The sequence below is a fragment of the Bacillus safensis genome (assembly GCF_039619585.1).
Taxonomy (GTDB): Bacteria; Bacillota; Bacilli; order Bacillales; family Bacillaceae; genus Bacillus; species Bacillus safensis.
Genome location: NZ_CP154909.1, coordinates 2,596,270 through 2,617,143, shown reverse-complemented (window position 1 = coordinate 2,617,143; position 20,874 = coordinate 2,596,270). Strand labels below are relative to the sequence as shown.

Annotated in this window: 18 protein-coding genes; 10 read left to right on the top strand and 8 right to left on the bottom strand. The window is 40.8% G+C overall.

Annotated elements, in window-relative coordinates:
- Positions 1 to 15: 15 nt before the first annotated feature.
- Positions 16 to 681: a forespore capture DNA-binding protein RefZ gene (gene refZ / locus AAYR28_RS13390; protein ID WP_024426169.1), complete on the top strand. Its 666-nt coding sequence runs from the start codon at positions 16 to 18 to the stop codon at positions 679 to 681.
- On the opposite strand, the gene hisJ is transcribed toward refZ, so the two are convergent.
- The gene (gene hisJ, locus AAYR28_RS13385; protein WP_034624242.1) at positions 651 to 1,466 is read right to left on the bottom strand and encodes a histidinol-phosphatase HisJ; all 816 of its coding nucleotides are present in this window, start codon (positions 1,464 to 1,466) and stop codon (positions 651 to 653) included. The genes refZ and hisJ overlap by 31 nt on opposite strands.
- Before the next feature lie 341 nt (positions 1,467 to 1,807).
- On the opposite strand from hisJ, the gene ezrA reads away from it, so the two are divergent.
- The gene (gene ezrA, locus AAYR28_RS13380; protein WP_345808845.1) at positions 1,808 to 3,511 is read left to right on the top strand and encodes a septation ring formation regulator EzrA; all 1,704 of its coding nucleotides are present in this window, start codon (positions 1,808 to 1,810) and stop codon (positions 3,509 to 3,511) included.
- A 41-nt stretch (positions 3,512 to 3,552) separates the two neighbouring features.
- On the opposite strand, the gene brnQ (AAYR28_RS13375) is transcribed toward ezrA, so the two are convergent.
- On the bottom strand, positions 3,553 to 4,896 hold the full coding sequence (gene brnQ, locus AAYR28_RS13375; protein WP_061109479.1) for a branched-chain amino acid transport system II carrier protein: 1,344 nt from the start codon (positions 4,894 to 4,896) through the stop codon (positions 3,553 to 3,555).
- A 215-nt stretch (positions 4,897 to 5,111) separates the two neighbouring features.
- Positions 5,112 to 6,452 carry a branched-chain amino acid transport system II carrier protein gene (gene brnQ / locus AAYR28_RS13370; RefSeq protein WP_070326332.1) on the bottom strand — a complete coding sequence of 447 codons (1,341 nt, stop codon included), beginning with the start codon at positions 6,450 to 6,452 and terminating at the stop codon, positions 5,112 to 5,114.
- A 186-nt stretch (positions 6,453 to 6,638) separates the two neighbouring features.
- On the opposite strand from brnQ (AAYR28_RS13370), the gene AAYR28_RS13365 reads away from it, so the two are divergent.
- The 6 genes from AAYR28_RS13365 (at position 6,639) to AAYR28_RS13340 (ending at position 13,464) form a co-directional block, all read left to right on the top strand.
- Positions 6,639 to 7,781 (top strand): cysteine desulfurase family protein, encoded by a 1,143-nt coding sequence (locus tag AAYR28_RS13365; RefSeq protein WP_061109477.1) that lies wholly within the window; start codon positions 6,639 to 6,641, stop codon positions 7,779 to 7,781.
- 4 nt (positions 7,782 to 7,785) lie between these two features.
- Positions 7,786 to 8,991, top strand: coding sequence for a tRNA uracil 4-sulfurtransferase ThiI (thiI, locus tag AAYR28_RS13360; RefSeq protein WP_345808844.1), 1,206 nt, complete (start codon positions 7,786 to 7,788; stop codon positions 8,989 to 8,991).
- 89 nt (positions 8,992 to 9,080) lie between these two features.
- Positions 9,081 to 9,293: an alpha/beta-type small acid-soluble spore protein gene (locus AAYR28_RS13355; protein WP_024424829.1), complete on the top strand. Its 213-nt coding sequence runs from the start codon at positions 9,081 to 9,083 to the stop codon at positions 9,291 to 9,293.
- 226 nt (positions 9,294 to 9,519) lie between these two features.
- Positions 9,520 to 11,100, top strand: a complete 1,581-nt coding sequence (gene mbcS / locus AAYR28_RS13350) for an acyl-CoA synthetase MbcS (protein WP_065214526.1) — start codon at positions 9,520 to 9,522, stop codon at positions 11,098 to 11,100.
- Between the two features lie 132 nt (positions 11,101 to 11,232).
- Positions 11,233 to 11,847: a LysE/ArgO family amino acid transporter gene (locus AAYR28_RS13345; RefSeq protein ID WP_034279570.1), complete on the top strand. Its 615-nt coding sequence runs from the start codon at positions 11,233 to 11,235 to the stop codon at positions 11,845 to 11,847.
- Between the two features lie 264 nt (positions 11,848 to 12,111).
- Positions 12,112 to 13,464 carry an amidohydrolase family protein gene (locus AAYR28_RS13340; RefSeq protein WP_345808843.1) on the top strand — a complete coding sequence of 451 codons (1,353 nt, stop codon included), beginning with the start codon at positions 12,112 to 12,114 and terminating at the stop codon, positions 13,462 to 13,464.
- Between the two features lie 38 nt (positions 13,465 to 13,502).
- Here AAYR28_RS13340 and AAYR28_RS13335 read toward each other — a convergent pair whose 3' ends face one another.
- A complete protein-coding gene (locus AAYR28_RS13335) occupies positions 13,503 to 15,440 on the bottom strand; it encodes an ABC transporter permease (protein WP_345808842.1) in 1,938 nt (645 codons plus the stop codon).
- Entirely contained in the window at positions 15,430 to 16,191 is a 762-nt protein-coding gene (locus tag AAYR28_RS13330) for an ABC transporter ATP-binding protein (protein WP_144496305.1), read from the bottom strand. Before AAYR28_RS13330 ends, AAYR28_RS13335 begins: the two co-directional genes overlap by 11 nt.
- 312 nt (positions 16,192 to 16,503) lie before the next feature.
- On the opposite strand from AAYR28_RS13330, the gene AAYR28_RS13325 reads away from it, so the two are divergent.
- Together AAYR28_RS13325 and AAYR28_RS13320 are read left to right on the top strand one after the other, a co-directional pair.
- The gene (locus AAYR28_RS13325) at positions 16,504 to 16,848 is read left to right on the top strand and encodes a PadR family transcriptional regulator (protein WP_061109471.1); all 345 of its coding nucleotides are present in this window, start codon (positions 16,504 to 16,506) and stop codon (positions 16,846 to 16,848) included.
- Complete coding sequence (locus tag AAYR28_RS13320) at positions 16,839 to 18,092, top strand: FtsW/RodA/SpoVE family cell cycle protein (protein ID WP_061109470.1); 1,254 nt, start codon at positions 16,839 to 16,841, stop codon at positions 18,090 to 18,092. Before AAYR28_RS13325 ends, AAYR28_RS13320 begins: the two co-directional genes overlap by 10 nt.
- A 57-nt stretch (positions 18,093 to 18,149) precedes the next feature.
- Here the strand turns inward: AAYR28_RS13320 and AAYR28_RS13315 are convergent, their stop codons facing one another.
- The 3 genes from AAYR28_RS13315 to AAYR28_RS13305 form a co-directional block, all read right to left on the bottom strand.
- Complete coding sequence (locus AAYR28_RS13315) at positions 18,150 to 19,154, bottom strand: sensor histidine kinase (protein WP_061109469.1); 1,005 nt, start codon at positions 19,152 to 19,154, stop codon at positions 18,150 to 18,152.
- Positions 19,154 to 19,843: a response regulator transcription factor gene (locus AAYR28_RS13310; RefSeq protein ID WP_065214755.1), complete on the bottom strand. Its 690-nt coding sequence runs from the start codon at positions 19,841 to 19,843 to the stop codon at positions 19,154 to 19,156. The genes AAYR28_RS13315 and AAYR28_RS13310 overlap by 1 nt, the downstream gene beginning before the upstream one ends.
- 109 nt (positions 19,844 to 19,952) lie before the next feature.
- Entirely contained in the window at positions 19,953 to 20,873 is a 921-nt protein-coding gene (locus AAYR28_RS13305) for an iron-hydroxamate ABC transporter substrate-binding protein (RefSeq protein ID WP_034279589.1), read from the bottom strand.
- Between the last annotated feature and the right edge of the window lies 1 nt (position 20,874).

Here is a 20,874-nt window from a genome sequence, read left to right as displayed (position 1 = left end):
AAGAGGGGTGAGCGGATGAAAACATCAACAACCGTGCAAACAAAAGACCGTATTATGGATGCTGCCATCAGACTTTTTAACCAAAAAGGATTTTCTGGAACCTCTGTCCGTGAGATTGCGAAGGAAGCAAACGTCAACGTTGCCCACATTTCTTATTACTTTCAAGGAAAAGGAGGGCTGCTTGAGCAGCTCGTATCCGATTTTTATGAAGGTTACATTCACATGATTGAATCACATCTCCATCACATGGAAACCCGTCATGCAAAAGAATGCTTACTACATGTGGTTTTTGATATTTTATCTTATCAGCACAAGCACCGTCAATTAACCCGTTTCGTTTATCGGGAGGTGACGATTGATTCGACACTCATCAGAGAAATCATGTCGACATATTTAACAAAAGAAAAGTATTTGTTTCAGCTTATCATTGAAAAAGGAAAAAGCACCCATGTCATTTGTGAGCAGCTTTCACTCGCATCCTTTATGATTCAGCTAAAATCACTTCTCATGATGCCATATTTACAGCCGCAATATTTAACAGAGGTGCTTTATTTGAACCCAAGTGAGCCGTATTTCTATCAAATGTACTTTAAGGAGCTGAGCCGCTCGCTTCATTATCTGTTAGAACCAAAAGAGCCGGCACTAGATTCTCATCTGAACCTCATGATGTCCTCGAATTGATCATACGCATATCCGAGATCTTCCGCTTGATGGGCATCAGAGCCGAATATGAGCGGAATTTTTTTCTTTTTTGCAAGCTCAATCATCCATTGATCTAAATAGATACTTCTGGCATATGTTTTACGAAGACCTGATGTATTAAAATCTAAGGACATGCCTTTTTTTGCCGTTTCTTCAAGGCAGAGGGTGACCTTTTGACAAAGTTCAGGTGACATTTCATATGGAAAAAGCTGTTTGAATTTCTGGACAAGGGTGATATGACCGATTCTCTTTGGCTTATATTGGCCTAAAGATGATAGAATAGAAGAATGAATTTGGTCATAGTAGCTTTGATAGACCTGTTCGATGCTGCCATAGATGCTTATTAGCTGCTGGAAGGCATGCTCGTCAAAATCAAGGCAAATATAATCATCGCCAGCAGGAAGAAAGTGAACAGATAAAATGGCGTCGTCTAGTTCTGGACCGTAGCAGTCTAAAAAGGTTCTTGTTTCCTCTTCATACTCTTTGATAAAGTCAACCTCAAGCCCAGTTTTTACTATTAATTGTCCTTTGTATTCTTGTTTCAGCTGAGCCAGTTTCGTTATATACGCTTCAAGGTCTTGGAGCTTCATGGCACTATCCTGCTCAGGTGTTGGATCTTGAAACGATGGAGGCAGCGGGGCATGCTCGGTAAAGGTTATGGAATCAAATCCCTTTTTAATGGCTTTTTCAATATAAGAATGAAAAGAATCAAGCGAACCGTGCGGGCAAAACGGTGTATGTAGATGTGCATCTTGTTTCAGCATGTCGTCACCTCTTGTCGATATTTTGAAAAACGTGATGTTTATCAGCGAAAATAATGAAAAATCATGACCAAAAATGCTGGTTACATGGTATCATAATAACAATGAAAACGACAGCTTCCGCATACATAAAAGCAGGTCACATTGATACGTGTGATCAAATGATAGAAAGCGCACAAATACTTTCTTGAAAAAACATACATAAAACCGTGAATGGATGGTATTGGAAAACATACGATCCTGCTTATAAAAAAACAAATGCAAAGCGGACACGAAAGGGTTCTCAGGTCTACTCGGGACACTTTTACCCTGACATCACTTAGATCACAACAAGGGGGCTCATTATGGAGTTAATCATCGGTTTAATTGTCATTTTGCTTGCTTTGTTTTCAGTCGGTTATTTCCTGCGAAAAAATATATATAAAGAGATTGACCGATTGGAAGCATGGAAAATTGAAATTTTAAACAGATCAATTGTAGAAGAAATTTCAAAGATCAAACATTTAAAAATGACCGGAGAAACAGAGCAATTTTTTGAAAGATGGCGTGCAGAGTGGGACGATATCGTCACAGCCCATCTTCCAAAGGTAGAAGAGCTATTATATGATGCAGAAGAGTATTCTGATAAATATCGATTCTCCAAAGCCAAGCAGGTTCTTACGCACATTGAGGACTTGCTGAGTGCTGCTGATTCGAACATTGAAGACATTTTAAAAGAGATTGCAGACCTTGTCACAAGCGAGGAGCAAAATCGCAAGGACATTGAAAAGGTCAAAGAACAATATCAAACAGTTCGAAAAAATCTGCTTGCGTACAGCCATTTATACGGCACCCTTTATGACAAAATGGAGCAGGACTTAGATGAAGCCTGGGAAGGGATCAAGCAGTACGAAGAAGAGACAGAAAACGGCAACTATATGAAAGCAAGAAAGATTTTGCTTGAGCAAGACCGCAGACTCGATCAGCTTCAGCTGTATATCAATGATGTACCGAAGCTCATTGCAGACTGTAAACAAACCGTACCAGGCCAGCTGACGAAGCTGAAAGACGGATATAAAGAAATGACAGACAAAGGCTACAAGCTCGAGCACATCCAGATCACTAAAGAGCTTGAGAACTTAAACAAACAGCTGACCCGTGCGGAAAAACTACTGATTGATGAACTCAATCTGGTAGAAGCATCAAGCGTTTTGCAAATGATTGATGATGCCATTCAGACACTGTATGATCAGCTGGAAGCGGAAGTAGAAGCAGGTCAGGAAATCAAAAGTAAAATGCCTGAGCTGACGGAAGCATTTGAAAAGCTCGAGCAGGATCACACCCAAACAAAGGCAGAAACAGCTCTTGTAAAAGAAAGCTACAAACTGACAGCCGGAGAGCTTGATCAACAGAAGGCGTTCGAGAAACGCTTAGAAGAAATTGAAAAGCTCATGAAACAAATTCGCGAGAAGCTTGATCGTGATCATGTTGCATATTCACTATTAATGAATGAAATCAATCAGCTTGAGACCTTTATCGATGATGCAAAAACATTGCATGATACATTTAAGGATCATCTTCAATCATTAAGAAAAGAAGAGCTGCAAGCGAGAGAAACACTGGCTGAGCTCAAAACGATGCTGACAGATACAGTGCGTCAGCTGCAAAAAAGCAATATTCCAGGTATACCTGCTGATATGAAAGAGCAGGCTGAAAAAGCGCAGGAGATGATTCAGCAAGTGCACGAGCAGCTGGAGAACCTGCCGCTCAACATGCCAGCTGTGAATGGGCAATTAAAAGAAGCCTCCGACACAGTGAGACATGCTGTGAATGAGACGGAAGAAATGCTCACTAAAGTGGATCAAATTGAACGAATCATTCAATATGGCAATCGTTTTAGAAGCCAAAATCATATTCTTTCAGAACAATTAAAAGAGGCAGAGCGAAGATTTTATGCGTATGATTATAATGGTTCATTTGATGTAGCAGCATCAGCTGTGGAAAAAGCATCACCTGGAGCCGTTCAGAAGCTATTAGCTCAGCACGAAAAAGAATATCAGCATCAATAAAAAAGCTGAAGTCCATTGATAGGACTTCAGCTTTTTTTGTATTATGATGCCTGTTTCTGGCGTTCTTCTGAAGCAGAAGAAGTGAAAAGTGAGATCACGAACCCAATGGCGACCCCAAGTATCGCAGGGACAAGCCAGCCAATGCCAAGGTCATAAAAAGGCAGCACTGTTTGTAAAATGTCTTTTACTGGACCGATTGGAAGCTTTGCTGCTGCTAAGCCGTCAAATAAGCTGACGCACCCTGTTAAAATTAACGAGAGGACATACACAGGTCTTCTATGTCCAAGCCATTTATCAGCAAGTGATAGAACGATGATCACAATCGCCAGCGGATAAATCGCTGTTAAGACTGGAACAGAGAAAGCAACAATATGAGCAAGTCCAAAGTTAGAAATGATGAAACTAAATAATGTAACAAGTGTCACGACCATTTTATAAGAAAGTTTAGGAAGTAACTTTGAGAAATACTCTCCGCATGATGTGACAAGACCGATACTTGTTGTTAAACAAGCGACTGTGATGGCAGCACCTAACACAATATTTCCTAGACTGCCGAAAAGGAACTGAGAAGACTGAGCTAAGATTTTGCTTCCATCTCCAACGAATCCAATGGCATGTGTACTAGAAGCGCCTAGATACGCAAGCGATAAGTAAACGAAGGTTAATCCAGCAGCTGCAATCAAACCCGCTTTGATACAAGCAGAAGCCAGTGCCTTTTTGCTTGTCACACCGCGTCCTTTAATCGCGTTGATGACAACAATTCCAAACACAATAGAAGCAAGAGCATCCATTGTTTTATAGCCCTCTAAAAATCCTTTGAAAAACGATCCGTTGCTATAAGATACATCTGGTGTACCAATCACGCCCATCGGCGTCAAAATGGCTTTTACAATGATAATAAAAATAATCGTAAATTTAATCGGTGTTAAAATTTTCCCTACACGATCCACGATTTTCGTTGGATTTAAAGCAAGGTAATACGTAATACCAAAAAAGACGAGTGTAAATAAAAGAAGGGACAGCCAAGCTGGTACACTTGATAAAAATGGTAATGCCCCAATCTCATACGAAACTGTTCCTGTACGCGGAATAGCGAAAAGCGGTCCAATGGATAAATATAAAATGACGGTGAATGCTGTTCCAAACACTGGGTGAGCCTTATCTGCAAGTCCTTTTGCATCACGCCCTGTTAAAGCAATTGCAATAATCCCGAGTAGAGGTAAACCGACACCTGTTAATAAAAATCCGCCCATTGCTTTCCATACATTTGTTCCGGCATATTGCCCAAGCTCTGGTGGATAAATCATATTTCCGGCGCCGAAGAATAAAGCAAATAACATAAAACCTATAATAATCGTATCTTTCGTCGACAATGTTGCCTTCATTGAATATAAAGCCTCCAATATTATGTTGAAATATTCTGTTAATTAGCTGCTAAAACGGTTCTTCATTAACATTCACTAATTATAAAGGATGTACGCCTGATGTCAACATGTGTTTTCATACAAAAGTCATGAATTTTTCTATTTTAGTATATGAAGAACATAAAAAAACATCCCTTTCTCTTATGGAAAGGGATGTTTTTAGTTTTGATGCTTGATTAAGCAGGCTGTTTAGGTGGACTCGTAAACAAAGAAATAAGAAGACCAATAATGGCTCCAAGTACGGCAGGGATGGCCCAGCCGATCCCAAGTTTGTATAAAGGAACAGTAGCTTCTAAAATTTTATTTAATCCGCCAAGAGGAATCTTCGCTGCCACTAACCCGTCGATTACGGCAAAGATACCTGTAAAAATGAGTGAAGCGATATAAATAATCCGTCTTCCGTTGATCCAGCGATCAAGAAAAGATAAGAGAATGATCACGATGGCTAACGGATAAATCGCAACAAGAACCGGAACAGAGAGCGAAATAATTTGTGCCAGTCCAAGGTTTGCTACAACTGTACTGAATAAAGATACAACTAAAACAACTGTACGATAAGAAAAGCGTGGAAATAGTGAAGAAAAATATTCCCCGCAGGATGAAACCAGTCCAATACTTGTGGTCAAACATGCAAATAAAATCGCAGCCCCTAGCACAATATTACCAGCAGAACCAAATAAAAAGTTCGCCGCAAGCGAAAGGAGTTTTCCGCCTTCATTTGCCCCGACCATGCCTGTAGCCTCAGGACTTGACGCTCCGACATAAGCGAGTGATATGTACACAAGAGCTAGTCCAGCAGCTGCGACAAGCCCTGCTTTAATACAGGCTGCGGCAATCGATTTTCGTTCTGTAATACCGCGTTCTTTCACAGCCGTGACAACGACAATTCCGAAAACGATTGAAGCAAGAGCATCCATCGTTTTGTAGCCTTCTAAAAACCCGGTAAAGAGCGGGCTTCCTTCATAAGTTGGATGCGGACTGCCAATTCCACCCATTGGTGTCGCGATGGCTTTTATCACAATTAAAGCAATGACAGCGAGTAAAATTGGTGTTAAAATTTTACCGATTCGGTCAACGAGTTTCGATGGATTTAAAGCAAGAGCATAAGTAATGCCGAAAAAAGCAATCGAAAACAAGAATAATGGAATCCATGATTCAGACTGCGCTTCAGTCAGAAACGGCGCCAGCCCAATTTCATAAGAAACCGTTCCAGTACGAGGGATCGCAAAGAAAGGCCCAATGGATAAATATAAAATGACGGTGAAAATGGTACCGAATGTAGGATGAGCTTTGTCAGCAAGCCCTTTTGCTCCAGTTCCTGTCAGGGCAACGGCGATGACACCTAAGAGCGGAAGTCCAACTCCTGTCAGTAAAAATCCACCGATCGCAAGCCATACGTTTTCACCTGCGTACTGTCCAAGTACAGGAGGGAATATCATATTGCCTGCGCCGAAAAAGAGTGCAAACAACATTAAGCCGATGGCTAATGTGTCTGTTTGACTTAACTTATTATTCATAAGGTTATCCCCCTATTATTTTATTTTTCCGCCATGTTTAAATATTCTGTCAATTTAGGAAAAAATATGACAATGGCACTATGCATGATATAGTGAATTGATGAGGTTGTCAATATACCGCTTTATATTGAAATAAAAGGAATTCGGATCATATTAGTTAAACGCAAGAGGATAAGGAGTTTCGCCATGATGTATCTTGATAATAGTGCAACCACAAAACCGTACCCTGAGGTTTTACAAGTATATCAGCAAGTGAGTGAACGTTATTTTGGAAATCCATCTTCGCTTCATCAGCTCGGAATTGATGCAAGCCGGCTGTTAAATGAAACGAGAAAACAAATGCTTCACTACACGGGCTTGAAACAATATGAGATTATTTTTACTTCTGGTGCAACAGAAGCGAATAACATTGCCATTAAAGGGGCAGCACTTGCCAAAATGAACCGGGGCAAGCATATTGTGACCACAGAAATAGAGCATCCTTCTGTTATTGAATCGTTTGAACAGCTGAAGGCGTTATTTGGCTTTGACATCTCCTATATTCAAGTAAATGAGCATGGCCATGCAGATATGACTCATTTAAAAGAAGTGCTTCGCCCTGATACAGTGCTTGTCAGCATGATGCACGTCAATAACGAAACCGGTGCCATCCAGCCAATTGAAGAAGCTGCTGGCATTATTCGCGAGCATGCCGAAAACGCACTTTTTCATGTCGACGGGGTGCAGGGAATGTGCAAGGTAGCACTCAATAAACAGCTGGATGTAGACCTTTTGACGATGTCAGGCCATAAAATTCATGGTTTAAAAGGCACTGGAGCACTCTTTTTAAAGAAAGATGTCACTCTCGCCCCTTTCATTACTGGGGGAGAGCAGGAATTAGGGCTTCGTTCAGGTACTGAAAACCCTGCTGGAGCTGTCAGCTTAGCAAAAGCCATGAAACAATCATTTGAACAGCTTGACAAGTATCATGATGAGATGCTGAACTTAAAAACGCAGCTGCAAAAACAGCTTGGAGACATAGAAGGTATTGTGATGAACACACCGCAGGCGCTAAGTGCGCCGCACATTGTGAATTTTTCAGTGCCGGGTATTCAAATTGAGGTCCTCCTCCATATGCTTGAAAAAGAAGGCATATATGTTTCTACAACCTCTGCCTGCTCAGCTAAGAAAAAAGAGCCAAGCCGTGTCCTGCTGGCAATGGGAAAACCAGAGGAAGTAGCCAAAAGCAGTATGAGAATCAGCTTAACGTATGGACAAGGACCAGAGCTAACGCCGCAAATCATCACATCGATCGCACAAAGTGTGAAAAAATTAAAAGGAATGAGATAACAGCATGAAATATGATCATATTTTAGTCCGTTTTGGTGAGATCTCAACAAAAGGGAAGAATAGAAAGAAATTTATTGAAAAACTAAGACAGCACATTCGATTCGTCTTAAAGGATTTTGGAGCATTAAAGGTTGCATCTGATAGAGACCGCATCACGATTATGCTGAACGGAGAAGACCCTGAACCAATTTCAGAACAGCTCAAAAGTGTATTTGGCATTCAGAGTTTTAGTCTTGCGGTTAAATGTGAGACGAATCTAGATGCGATTAAAGAAGCGGCACTAACAGCGGTACAGGAAGTGTATGAACAAGGAAATACATTTAAAGTCTCAACGAAACGCTCTTATAAACAATTTGAACTTGATTCAAATGAAATGAACCGTGAAATTGGCGGACATGTTCTAAGGAATACGGAAAACTTAACGGTCAATGTGAAACAGCCGGATGTGCATTTACGCATAGAAATCAGAGAGAACGCAACGTACATTACATTTAAAGATGTTAAAGGTGCAGGCGGCCTGCCGGTCGGTTCTAGCGGAAGAGCGATGCTCATGCTTTCCGGCGGCTTTGACAGCCCGGTTGCCGGCTATCAAGCAATGAAACGCGGAATTGAAATTGAAGCTGTGCATTTCTTTAGTCCGCCGTATACAAGTGAACGTGCCAAACAAAAGGTCATTGATCTTGCAGAATGCCTGGCAGCATATGGAGGCGAAGTGAAGCTTCACATCGTACCTTTTACAAAAATTCAAGAGCTGATTCACAAACAAGTACCTGAAAACTATACGATGACATCAACAAGAAGAATGATGCTGAAAATAGCTGACAAAATAAGAGAAAAGCGCGATGCCCTTGCGATTATTACCGGAGAAAGCCTTGGTCAAGTGGCAAGTCAGACACTTGAAAGCATGTATGCCATTAACCATGTGACCAATACACCAATCATCCGCCCGCTCATTGCTGTCGATAAAAATGACATTATTGATGAAGCGAGAAGAATTGGCACATACGATACAAGCATTCAGCCTTTCGAGGATTGCTGTACGATCTTTACGCCGCCGTCCCCTAAAACAAAACCAAAGCTTGAGAAGGTAGAACGCTACGAAAGCTTTGCTGATTTCGAGCCGATGCTGGACGAGGCAGTAGAGCAAATTGAAACAATTATTGTGACAAATGAAAAGAAAGCGGCAGACGAATTCGCTAATTTATTCTAAAACGAAAATTTCATAATAATTACCATAAAATCAATCGCATGAAGTCATGTGTTTCTACACATTCTATATTCACAAGGAGGTGAGAACACATGGCTCAACAAAACAGACAAAGCAGTTCTAACCAATTACTAGTACCAGGCGCTGCACAAGCTATCGACCAAATGAAGTACGAAATCGCTTCTGAATTTGGTGTAAACCTTGGTGCAGAAACTACATCTCGCGCTAACGGATCAGTTGGTGGAGAAATCACTAAGCGTCTTGTATCTTACGCTCAACAACATATGGGTGGCGGATCTTTCTAAGACACACAATTTAAAAGCTATGGCTTATGAGCGGGATCCTTCCCGCTCTTTTCTTTTTGTACATATAAATAGTTAGAATATTTTTAAAAAAGGAGACGGATGAAAAAAATTATGGCATAATACTAGGAGTAGGTCCTAATTCAAGCATTTTTCAGTTATGAGTGTTAAAATAGGTAAATTGAAACATGTTTCGTTTCATAAGAAAGAGGCTAAAAGGAGCTGTACCATGAAAAGAGAAGACTTAATTGCACCAGAACAATATAACTTAGTCAGCGAGATTGAAGCGTTCAGTCATGACAAGGAGAAAATGGCCCTGCACTGGCAGGACGGCAATGGCCACGAAGCACATGTGACGTATGCAGCATTAGTGGAAGAGGCAAATAAAATTGGACATGTTTTATTAAAAGCAGGCTTCAAAAAAGGCGATAAAATCATTGTGATGGTGCCGCGCATGCTCGAGGCATACAGCATTTATTTAGCGATTTTGAAAACAGGAATGGTCGTGATTCCTTGTTCAGAAATGCTGCGTGCAAAAGATATAGATTATCGAATTGAACATGCAGAAGCAAAGGGAGCGATCGTTTACTCTTCATTCATTCAATCGTTCGACGGAACCAAACAGCCAAACGATTTTAAAACATTCTCAATCGGTGAAAACGATCATGGCTGGAGAAACATTCTAGCGCAAAAAGAAGAGCAATCAAACGAACTTGAATTGGCAGATACAAAGCGCACAGACATGGCGTTTTTATCCTACACATCAGGTACAACAGGGAACCCAAAAGGGGTTGTTCATACACACGGATGGGCGTATGCACATTTACGCACAGCTGCAAAAGCATGGCTCTCCATTAGTGAAGGAGATAAAGTATGGGCAACAGCAGGACCAGGCTGGCAAAAATGGGTGTGGAGCCCCCTCTTATCTGTGTTAGGAAGTGGAGCAGAAGGCTTTGTGTATGGAGGGAAATTCAATCCAAATACATACTTAGAGCTGCTTCAAAAAAATGAAATCAATGTCCTATGCTGTACACCGACAGAATACCGCTTTATGGCAAAAGTAGATGATTTAAGTCAGTACGAGCTGCCAAAGCTGCATAGTGCTGTTTCTGCGGGAGAGCCGCTGAACCGTGAAGTCATTGATACATTCAAAAAGCATTTCGATATAGAAGTACGAGACGGCTATGGCCAAACTGAAAGCACACTGCTCGTAGGGGTGCTAAAAGGAATGGACATCAAGCCAGGCAGTATGGGAAAACCAACCCCTGGCAACGAAGTAGATATCATTGATGAGGATGGAAACGTCTGCGCACCTGGAGAAATTGGTGACATTGCGGTCCATCTTGAAACGCCGGCTTTATTTAAGGAATACTATAAAGACGAAGAGCGTACAAAGGCGCAGCGCCGCGGAAATTACTTTATTACGGGTGACCGCGCGAAAAAAGACGAAGATGGGTACTTCTGGTTTGAAAGCCGCAGAGATGACATCATTGTCAGCTCAGGCTATACAATTGGACCGTTTGAAGTAGAGGATGCGCTGATCAAGCATCCAGCAGTGAAGGAATGTGCAGTTGTGGCAAGCCCGGATGAAATCAGAGGATCAATCGTGAAAGCATACGTCGTCCTTCGTGATGGAACTGTGCAAAGTGATGAATTGATCAAAGAGCTGCAAACACATGTGAAAAACACAACAGCACCATACAAATACCCAAGAGAAATCGAATTCATTGACGAACTGCCAAAAACACCGTCAGCGAAAATTCGCCGTGTAGAGCTGAGAGAAAGAGAGCTTGCACGAAAAAATAAATAATGAATAAATGAGAAGCGTTTGGATGGAAGCATCCAGCGCTTTTTTTGTACGGAAAATGAAATTTATTGAAAGCAGGCAGGGTGCTTTATGTTAAAATATGTAGGAATTTCTGAAAAAGGAGAATGTTAGTAGATGTCCATTGCGATCATTCATGGAATTGTACTTGCCTTTGGTCTCATTTTACCTTTGGGCGCACAAAATGTATTTGTATTTCAACAAGGAGCGCTGCAGCCTCGATTATATCGAGCATTGCCTGTCGTCATCACGGCTGCTCTTTGTGACACACTTTTAATTGCTTTAGCTGTCATAGGTGTTTCTGTTGTGGTGTTTACCATTCCAGTGCTGCAAATCGGTCTTTATATCATTGGTTTCTGTTTTTTAGTTTATATGGGATGGTCTGTATGGAACACAAGCTCATCAGCAGGGGATCAAGAGAAGCAGAAATTAATGCCTGCAAGAAAACAAATTTTATTTGCTTGTTCAGTTTCTCTTTTAAATCCCCACGCGATTCTCGATACGATTGGTGTCATTGGTACGAATTCGCTGCAATATAGCGGAGCAGAAAAGCTGGCGTTTACACTTGCCTGTATCATCGTGTCCTGGTTATGGTTTATTGGGCTCGCCCTTTTAGGGAAGATGTTAGGAAAGTTAGATACAAACGGCAAATGGATGAACCGTATTAATAAGGCTTCAGCGGTCATGATCTGGCTGGTTGCGTTATACATTGCGTATCAATTGATTGTGTAAAGGTACATAGAGAATCAAACAAAGAAGCGTTTGGACGTAATGATCCTGCGCTTTTTTTATGTTGGAAGTGTAGCAGTCTTACAATATATCGGAATCAAACCTATGAAATTCTTTGAGTTTGGGATGATCGAAAGAACTATTTCAGAAACGTCTGCTCTTCATATGTTGAGATAAGTCACTTTTCTTCTAATTTGATCCTTTTCTGTTTTAAAATGACATTGAGACGGGGTCACTCATCCTCGTCATTTGAAAAGGGGGATATGGATGAAAAAAACATTGTTTAAAGATGCAGCTCTTTTAACACTGGATCCATCTTTAGGTTTTCTTGAAAAGGGAGATTTATTAATTGAAGGGAAACATATTTTAGAAGTTGGACCTTCAATTGAAGTAAGTGATGCTGACATTGTTGATGCATCTGATATGGTCATCATGCCAGGTCTTGTAGATACACATCGGCATGTGTGGCAGTCTGTCATCCGGGGCATAGGAACAGATTGGTCTTTGCAGACATATTTGAGCAAAATCTATTATGGCAACTATGGATCGATGAGACGCCCATCCGACGATCGAATCGCCAATTATTTAGGGGCATTAGAGGCTTTAGATGCAGGCGTGACCACATTTCTAGACTGGACGATGATCAATTCAATGGATCATACAGAAGAGCTCATTGAAGGATTAAAAGATGCGGGTATTCGAGCTGTTTTTGCTTTTGGTTCCTCTGGAGATGCTGAATATTGGGATAGAGAGAGTACGCTCACCAATATGGAGGACGCAGCACGTGTGAAAAAAGCGCATTTTCAATCATCAGATCAGCTTTTAACAATGGGACTTGCGATTCGTGGTCCAGAGTTTTCTTCATGGGAGACGTCGGTATTTGAAATTGAAACAGCCCGGTCTCTAGATGCTCTATGCAGTATGCACATTGGCTTTGGGAATTGGGGAGCGGAGGATCGATCGATTGAGCGGCTTCACAAAGCAGGGTTACTCGGGCCGGATTTGAACATGGTGCATATTAATGCAATCGATGCGGATCAAATGAAGATGCTGGCAGACAGCGGAAGCTCCATATCCATTACCCCTGAAATTGAAATGATGATGGGTCACGGTTATCCTGTCACAGGACTTGCGATTGCACAAGGTGTTCTTCCAACGCTCGGTGTTGACGTAGTGACAGCGACAGGAGGAGATTTATTTGCCCAAATGAAATTCGGACTTCAGGCAGAGCGCGCGATCCAAAATCAATCGTTGTTAATGGATGGGATCATGCCGGGGCCTGAACTTGGGCTGTCTGCTTATCAAATGCTTGAGGCTGCGACGATCAATGGCGCTCGTGCATTACAGCTCGATCATAAAATTGGGTCGCTTACACCTGGAAAAGAAGCTGATTTCATCCTAATCGACCGGACAAGCATGAATCTTCTGCCGATGACAGATCCGGCTGGCGCGGTTGTCCAAACGGCACACCCTTCAAATGTTGATTCTGTTTATGTGGCTGGAAAAGCCGTGAAACAAAACGGAAAGCTTGTCGGTGTGAATCTAGAAGAGGTCAAACGAAAAGCTTATGCAGCAAGAGACCATATTTTATCACACAAGTTTGAATCAACACCTTCGTAAATAAAATAACCCCATAGGCGATGCCTATGGGGAATTGATTACAAGGATTCTTTAATGACCTTTTTATAATATTGGACAGACAGAAATCCGAAGACAGAATAGAGGGCAGTGTAAATCGACATGACGATGAGCATTGGAGTCCACAATTCTCCGCCGAACAAAAACCAGCCTGATTGTACAGCAAAGTAGCTGTGCAGCAATCCGATGATGAGCGGAATCCCAAAGTTAAACAGCTGTTTAAGCCGGATGCCTTTTAATAGATCCTTCTCAGTAAAACCAAGCTTACGCAAGATCGTGTAGGAGCTTTGTTCCTCTTCACTTTCATTCATTTGTTTAAAGTATAAAATACAGCCTGATGTGACAAGGAAGCTGAGACCTAAAAATCCGACCACAAACATCATCAGTCCTATTGTTTGTTTTTGCTGCTGAGCTGAAGCTAATTGAGACATGCTTTTGTCACTTAGTTTTAAAGATGTAAACACGCTATTTGCTTGTTCAAGATTTTTATCATCTTTTATATTAACTGCGTTATATTGGCTATTCTCAAGCTGCAGCTTTGGATCTTTCTGCTTGTCGAGCTCCTCAAAAACATTTTGACTCACGACGGCAACAGGCAGACCGCCAAAAGTGAAGTTGTAAGAAATGAGATAATCTTTCTTCATATCCATGACTTTCAAATCAACAGGCTCCTTGATGAGAAGCTTCACATCGCCTGAGCTTTGAATCGGCATGAATTTCTTTAATAGATCACTGTAGCCGCTTAAAATCACTTCATTGTTCTCCACATGAATATTTGGTGCGTTTTTCTCACTGATCACAGGCAGTGTCAATACGCCTGGATCATTATTCATATTTTTCAACTCTGAATCCATGATTTTTTTCGCATCAAATTTTGCTTGAATCACTTTGACCTGCTTTTGATCATAAGCAATATGTTTGTCAGAAAGTGCACGAGTGAAGGTTGCTGCTTCTTTTTCTGAGCCCATGACGAAATGAGCTGGAATTTGCTGCTCAGCGGTTTTTTCTGCTGAGTAATAGGAAATGTAGCTAAGAGCCAGCAAACCGATGGCAAGTGCAGATACGGTTGTAATAATCGTTAAAAGCAGTGCATTTGATTTTAGCCGGAACATAATGGATGACAAAGATAACACTTCATGAATGGCGAGATAGCCATTTTTTCTTTTACGTACGATATTGGCAATGAAAGAAACAGAGCCTTTGTAAAAAAGAAAGGTACCGATGATGACAGAGGCTAAAATATAAATCATGGCTAAAAGTAACTCAAGCATCGACTTATATGAGCCGGTAAAAAGCTTAGAAGAAATATAATAGCCTGAGCTGATCAAGACAATACCGAAAACCCCAATGATGATTTCAAACACAGAGATCTTTTTCACACGCTGTTCTGTCGAAGATGTTGTTCTAAACAAAGATAAAATGGTCTGTCTATTAATAAACCATCTATTTCTTAACATGATTAATCCATAGATGATGAAAAAGACGATAAGTGTCTGTAAAAGGGCCATGCCTGAAAAGTGCAGGTTGGCGATGGCGCTGACGCCGGTTACTTTAAATAGCACCATCAGCATGAGTTTTGAACCGATAAATCCAGCTATGATGCCAACACCCATGGAGAATACGTATAGAATAAAATTTTCTGCATTAAGCAGTTTGGCAATTTTTTGTTTCGTCATGCCAATGAGCTGAAGGAGGCCTATTTCTCTTCCTCTGCGTTTAATAAAAATGCTGTTCGCATATAACAGGAAGATCCCAACAATGGCAATGAGTAGTACAGAAGCGGCTTTGATCGCCGCACCGCCCTTAATGGAGCCTTTTACATCATCAAGTGCTGGTGAGTACTGCAAGGTGACAAAGGAAAAATAGAGCGCGACACTAAACACGAGAGCAAACACGTATAAATAGTAATTCTTCAAATTTTTCTTCAGGTTACGGAAGATGAGCTGATTAATGTTCATGCTTCACACCGCCTAAGACACCTTGCGTTTTCATAATATCCTCGAAAAACATTTTTCTTTCTAAAGTGCCTTTATTCAACTGTGTATAAATCTGTCCATCCTTGATAAAAATGACGCGGCTTGAATAGCTGGCTGCGACAGGATCATGTGTCACCATCACAATGGTCGCTTTTCGTTTACGATTGAAATCTTGCAGCTTGTTGAGCAGGTCAGATGCAGATTTGGAATCAAGTGCCCCTGTAGGTTCATCAGCGAAAATAAGACTTGGTTCATGAATGAAGGCACGAACCGCCGATGTCCGCTGCTTTTGTCCGCCAGAGAGTTCGTTCGGGTATTTGTCTCTTAGTTCATAAATCCCCATGTCTTCTGCAAGCTGTTGAAAACGTTCAAAAGCTTCTTTTTTTGGTGTTTTGGAGATGGATAAAGGCAAAAGAATATTTTCTTTGACCGTGAGTGTATCAAGTAAATTATAATCTTGAAAAACAAAGCCAAGCTGCTTTTTTCTAAATTCCGCAAGCTGCTGATCCTTCATTTGCGTCATCTCAGCATCTGCAATACGAATGGATCCGCTGGACACATGATCGATAGAGGACAATACGTTCAGAAGGGTTGTTTTCCCCGAGCCTGATGGCCCCATGATACTGACAAATTCCCCGGCTTCAATGGTCAAATCAATACCGCTCAGTACCTCTTGTTTGTTGAATTTATTTCCATAGCTTTTATAAATTTTGCGAGCTTCTAAAATGTTCATTTGCTGAACCCCTTTTTCTTTTAATTGATATCTCTAGTATAAAAAGAAGCCTGCTAGACGTCCTTCGATTTGGCGAACAAAATAGACGAGCATGTGACATTGTTGTCACATGCTTGTTTTTTAAACAAATTGTATGTATACCAGTTTCTTATCAGGGTGAGTTTTCTTTCCCCATTTATTTTATCTGTTTTTTACTCTTATGGATCAATCTTCTCTGATTTTTCATGTCATGATGTTGTTTGGAAGCTTTACATGGTCATTTTATTCATGTATGATATGCATAGTAAATCTATGTATTGGAGGTAACTAAGAATGAAAGTGAGTAAAGAGCTTCTAAAGGGAAGTACAGCTACCCTTATATTAAGCTTATTAAATGAAAGACCAATGTATGGATATGAAATGATTAAAGAATTGGAGGCGAAGTCGGAAGGGATTTTCAGTTTTAAAGAAGGGACAATCTATCCTATACTGCACAATTTGGAGGCGAAAGAATTCATTATCTCTTACTGGGGCGAAGGGAGTGGCAACCGGAAAAGAAAGTATTACAAAATCAATGAACAAGGGAAAGCATTGATGCAGGAAAAGAAAGAAGAATGGAAAGTATTTAAACATGCAGTTGATGGCGTTTTGAATGGAGAGAAAATCGCATGGGATTAGATAAAAAGTTCGAGAAGTATGTCAAAAGTGTATGTAAACGAATTAAAAATAAAGATGTTCATTCAAGTGTAAAGCTTGAACTGATGGATCATCTATACACATTAAAAGAGGAAGCGATGAATGCAGGGAAGTCTGAAGAAGAGGCGGTAGATCAAGCGTTGAACCAAATTGGTGATGCGGAAATCCTCGGAACGCAGCTTCATGAAACACATAAAACCCAAATCGATTTTAAAATGATTCTTCTAGTATTAGCCACTTGTTCTTGCGGGCTGCTTGTGATGTACTTTTTGCAGTTTCATTCAGAATTTACAAATTTTCAAAACATGAATATTTTTTATAAGAGTCTTGCCTTTAATCTAGTTGGTCTAGTACTTATGTTTGGTTTGTTTTCATTCGATTATCGGCGCTTATTGAAATACTCTTGGCATTTATACATTGGGACACTCGGAATGCTGATTTTTTCGATGATGTTCGGGGCAAGAGTGAACGGTATACTTTTTTTAAGAATAAGTGATGTATCAATAAATTTGACTGAGATTATGCCTTTTCTTCTAGCTATTTCTTTAGCAGGTATCTTTCACAATTGGAGTTGGGAGAATGGGCTCAAAGCTTGGCTTGGAGTAGGGATGATGGCTTTACCGATTATTTTAATCAGTACGATTGGTTTTCTTCCTGCGACCGTTATTTGTCTGGTCATGTGCTTAACCGTGATGTATGTGTCTAGCGCAAGTTTATGGCAAATCATTATGCTGACAGCAGCAGGCATTTTATATCTGATGGTTGAATTATTTTCTCTTTTTCAAGCAGATGGGCACCTTTCCTTTTATAGAATTCATGAATTCAGCTCAAACGGGCTTCAGATCACACCTTATGCCATGTCTGAAGTTCACACGGATTGGATGTTTACATATATCATTTATTCATTTGGCTGGTTGGCAGGGCTGATTGCGCTCCTGTTGTTTGTCATCTTTATTCACAGAGTATTTCATACAGCAAAACGAGTGAAAATGGCTTATGGCAAAATGGTCATGACAGGTTTAGCCGCTGTGTTTGCAGCAAAATGTCTCTTAAGCATTTTCACAAACTTTGGCTTTCTGCCTTTATCTGGAGTGTCTATGCCTTTCATGAGTTATGGAGGTTCACATATTCTTCTAGAAATGATGGCTGTTGGGCTGATCTTAAGTATTTATAGACGGAGACAGATGGGAGATGTTTTTCGCCAAGAAGCGGGGAGTATTTCCTAAGTAAACCACCGCAATCTCTTCGCGCAAGTTTTGACAGCCGCGAAGAGATTGCGGTTGCTACATGCTCGCAATATGAACAAAATCATTCTTTTTCGGAAAGATGAAGGTGAAGGTTGTACCTTCATCTATCGTGGAGTTGACCTCGATCGTGATATGAAGAGCGTCTGCTCCTTTTTTCGTTAAATAGAGCCCCATTCCCGTTGAGGCGGTGTCATTGTGATGTCTTGTTGAGGTAAAGCCTTTTTCAAAAATACGAGAGATGTCTCTTGGATCAATTCCTCTGCCTTGATCTGTAATCGTCAGCATGACTTGATCATTTATTTGCTTGCTTTCAATGACAATATCGGAAGAATGGCTGTATTTGACTGCATTTGTGAGTACCTGTCTGATCATAAAGGATAACCATTTTATATCACTTAATACGGTACGTTCCTCCAGCGTCAGCTCAAAGCCGATTCCTTTTTGCATACACCATGATTGGAGAGCCTTGATTTCTTTCGCTATGATGCTTTGCAGGTCCAGCTTTTCAATGAATAAATCATTTTCGATATGACGTACTCTGCTTTGGTGCAGCTGGGCATCAAGTAATAAATGGATTCTGAGCCACTCATACGTCATATTTGATTTCAGCTGCTGATCTGTTAAACGGTCAATCATTAAGCGCATCGCTGTAAGCGGTGTTTTGACCTCATGTATCCAAGAGAGCAATTCATCTTTTTCTTCTTCAAGAGCGATTTTCTGCTCTGCTGCCATCCGCCGGTAGCGTGCAATTTGCTCTGACGTCGCATCATGGATGAGCTGCTCAAATGGGGAAGAGGGGATTAACCGCATTTGATGTTCAATGTCATCATCCCATTCTTTGAGCCTCTCATAATAAGCCGTTTCTTTTCGATATCGAAAAAAGAGAAAGACAATCATGAGAAATGTAGACAATAGCACAATATAAAAAAGAGAAGCGATTGGAATGGTCGTATCCAAATAAGCAACAAACAGAATGAGGAGCTGCAAACTAAGAAAGAAAAGAATCCAGCTTCTTCGTTCTTTTAAAAATGCTTGCAGCATCATTGATCATCCTTTTCCTTTGCAAGATAGCCTTGACCCACTTTTGTCTCAATGAAGGCGCCAAGGGAGATCTCGTCTAGTTTTTTTCTGAGGCGGTTGACGTTTACAGTCAGTGTATTATCACTGACAAACCGTTCATCCTCCCACAATGCTTGAATGAGTGATTCACGGCTGACGATATGATTTTTATGCTGAATCAATTCCTTGAGAATAAATAACTCATTTTTCGTTAATTCAACCTCACCGTGATCATTTGTTACGGTGTTTTTTTCTAGGTCAATCGTAGCGCCGCACCATACCTTTAGGCTGGCCGGTTCTGCATTATAATCATGCACACGGCGAAGAACAGCACTAATTTTGGCAATGAGTACGTCAAAGTGGAAGGGCTTTTGCACAAAATCATCGGCTCCGAGCTGCATCGACATGACCATATCAGCAGGGTGGTCTCTTGAGGAGAGGAAGATAATCGGAACATTTGAATGATGCCGAATCATCCGGCACCAGTGAAAGCCATCGTATTTTGGCAGCTGTATATCAATAATGACGAGATCAGGCTGGACAGACGTGAATTCCTGCAGCACCTGATGAAAATCTTGAATCCCATAGACATCATAGGACCAGTTGACTAGACGTTCTTTGATTTCTTGGAAGAGGGTTGTATCATCTTCAATCAGTAGAATCTTAAACAAAATCAGCACCACACTTTTTGTATTCGCTTGTTGTCATTGTAGCGGAAAAAAGTCCCTGCCGCTAGAAGCAGACAAGAAAAAAGCAAGGGAAGAGGTCCCTTGCTTCAGCTTATTTACCTAAAAAGTGCTTTTTAAAGAATGATAGTTGGAATTCAAGTGTGAGTGGGTCATTAAAATAGAATTCCTCTGCATTGGCTTCATACACACGATGTTTTTTGACAGCCGGGATGGACTTGTAAATTTCACTGTTTTGATAGGAATTGTCCATTTCGCTGTTTTTACTAATGATCATATAGTCTCCTGCAAATTCAGGGATGACCTCCTGTGAAACTGCGTAGTAGCCGGCTTTTAATGCTTTTTCTTTCACTTTCTCAGGCATTTTCAGTTTCATGGCTTGATAGAGAATTTCTGTTCCGCGGCCCCATGCATCTCCAAAGACGTAAAGATCTTTTGTGCCACTTTCAAAGACAGAAACGGTTGCATCTTCGCCGATTTTTGCTTTGATTTCTTTTCCAGCTTCAGCTGCGCGTTTTTTGAAATCTTTTACCCAAGCTTTTGCTTCTTTTTCTTTGTTTAAAACTTTTCCAATTTCAATGTGCTGCTGAAGGTAATCAACTTTGTTATACGTAAATAAAACGGTTGGTGCGATTTTTTTGAGCTTTTCTACATTTTTAGTATTGCTTAAGCCAATGATGACATCAGGCTTTAGCTTCATGATTTTCTCTACATTTGCATCAGATACTTCTTCCACATTTTTTAATTTCTTTTGGAAACGCGGATTCTTTTTGGACCAAGAGTCAACGCCGACAAGGTTCACACCAAGTGACATGACATTCCCTGTGTAAGAACCGAGCACAACAACACGTTTTGGATGCGCTGGCAGCTTCACAGGCCCATTTTCAGATTGATATGTAATTTTGTCTGATGATGTGGATTGATTTCCTTTATTTGAGGAAGAGCTGCTGCTATTGCCACATGCGCTCAATGCAAGTACAAAGATGAGCATCAGAGGGAACAATATTTTCTTCATG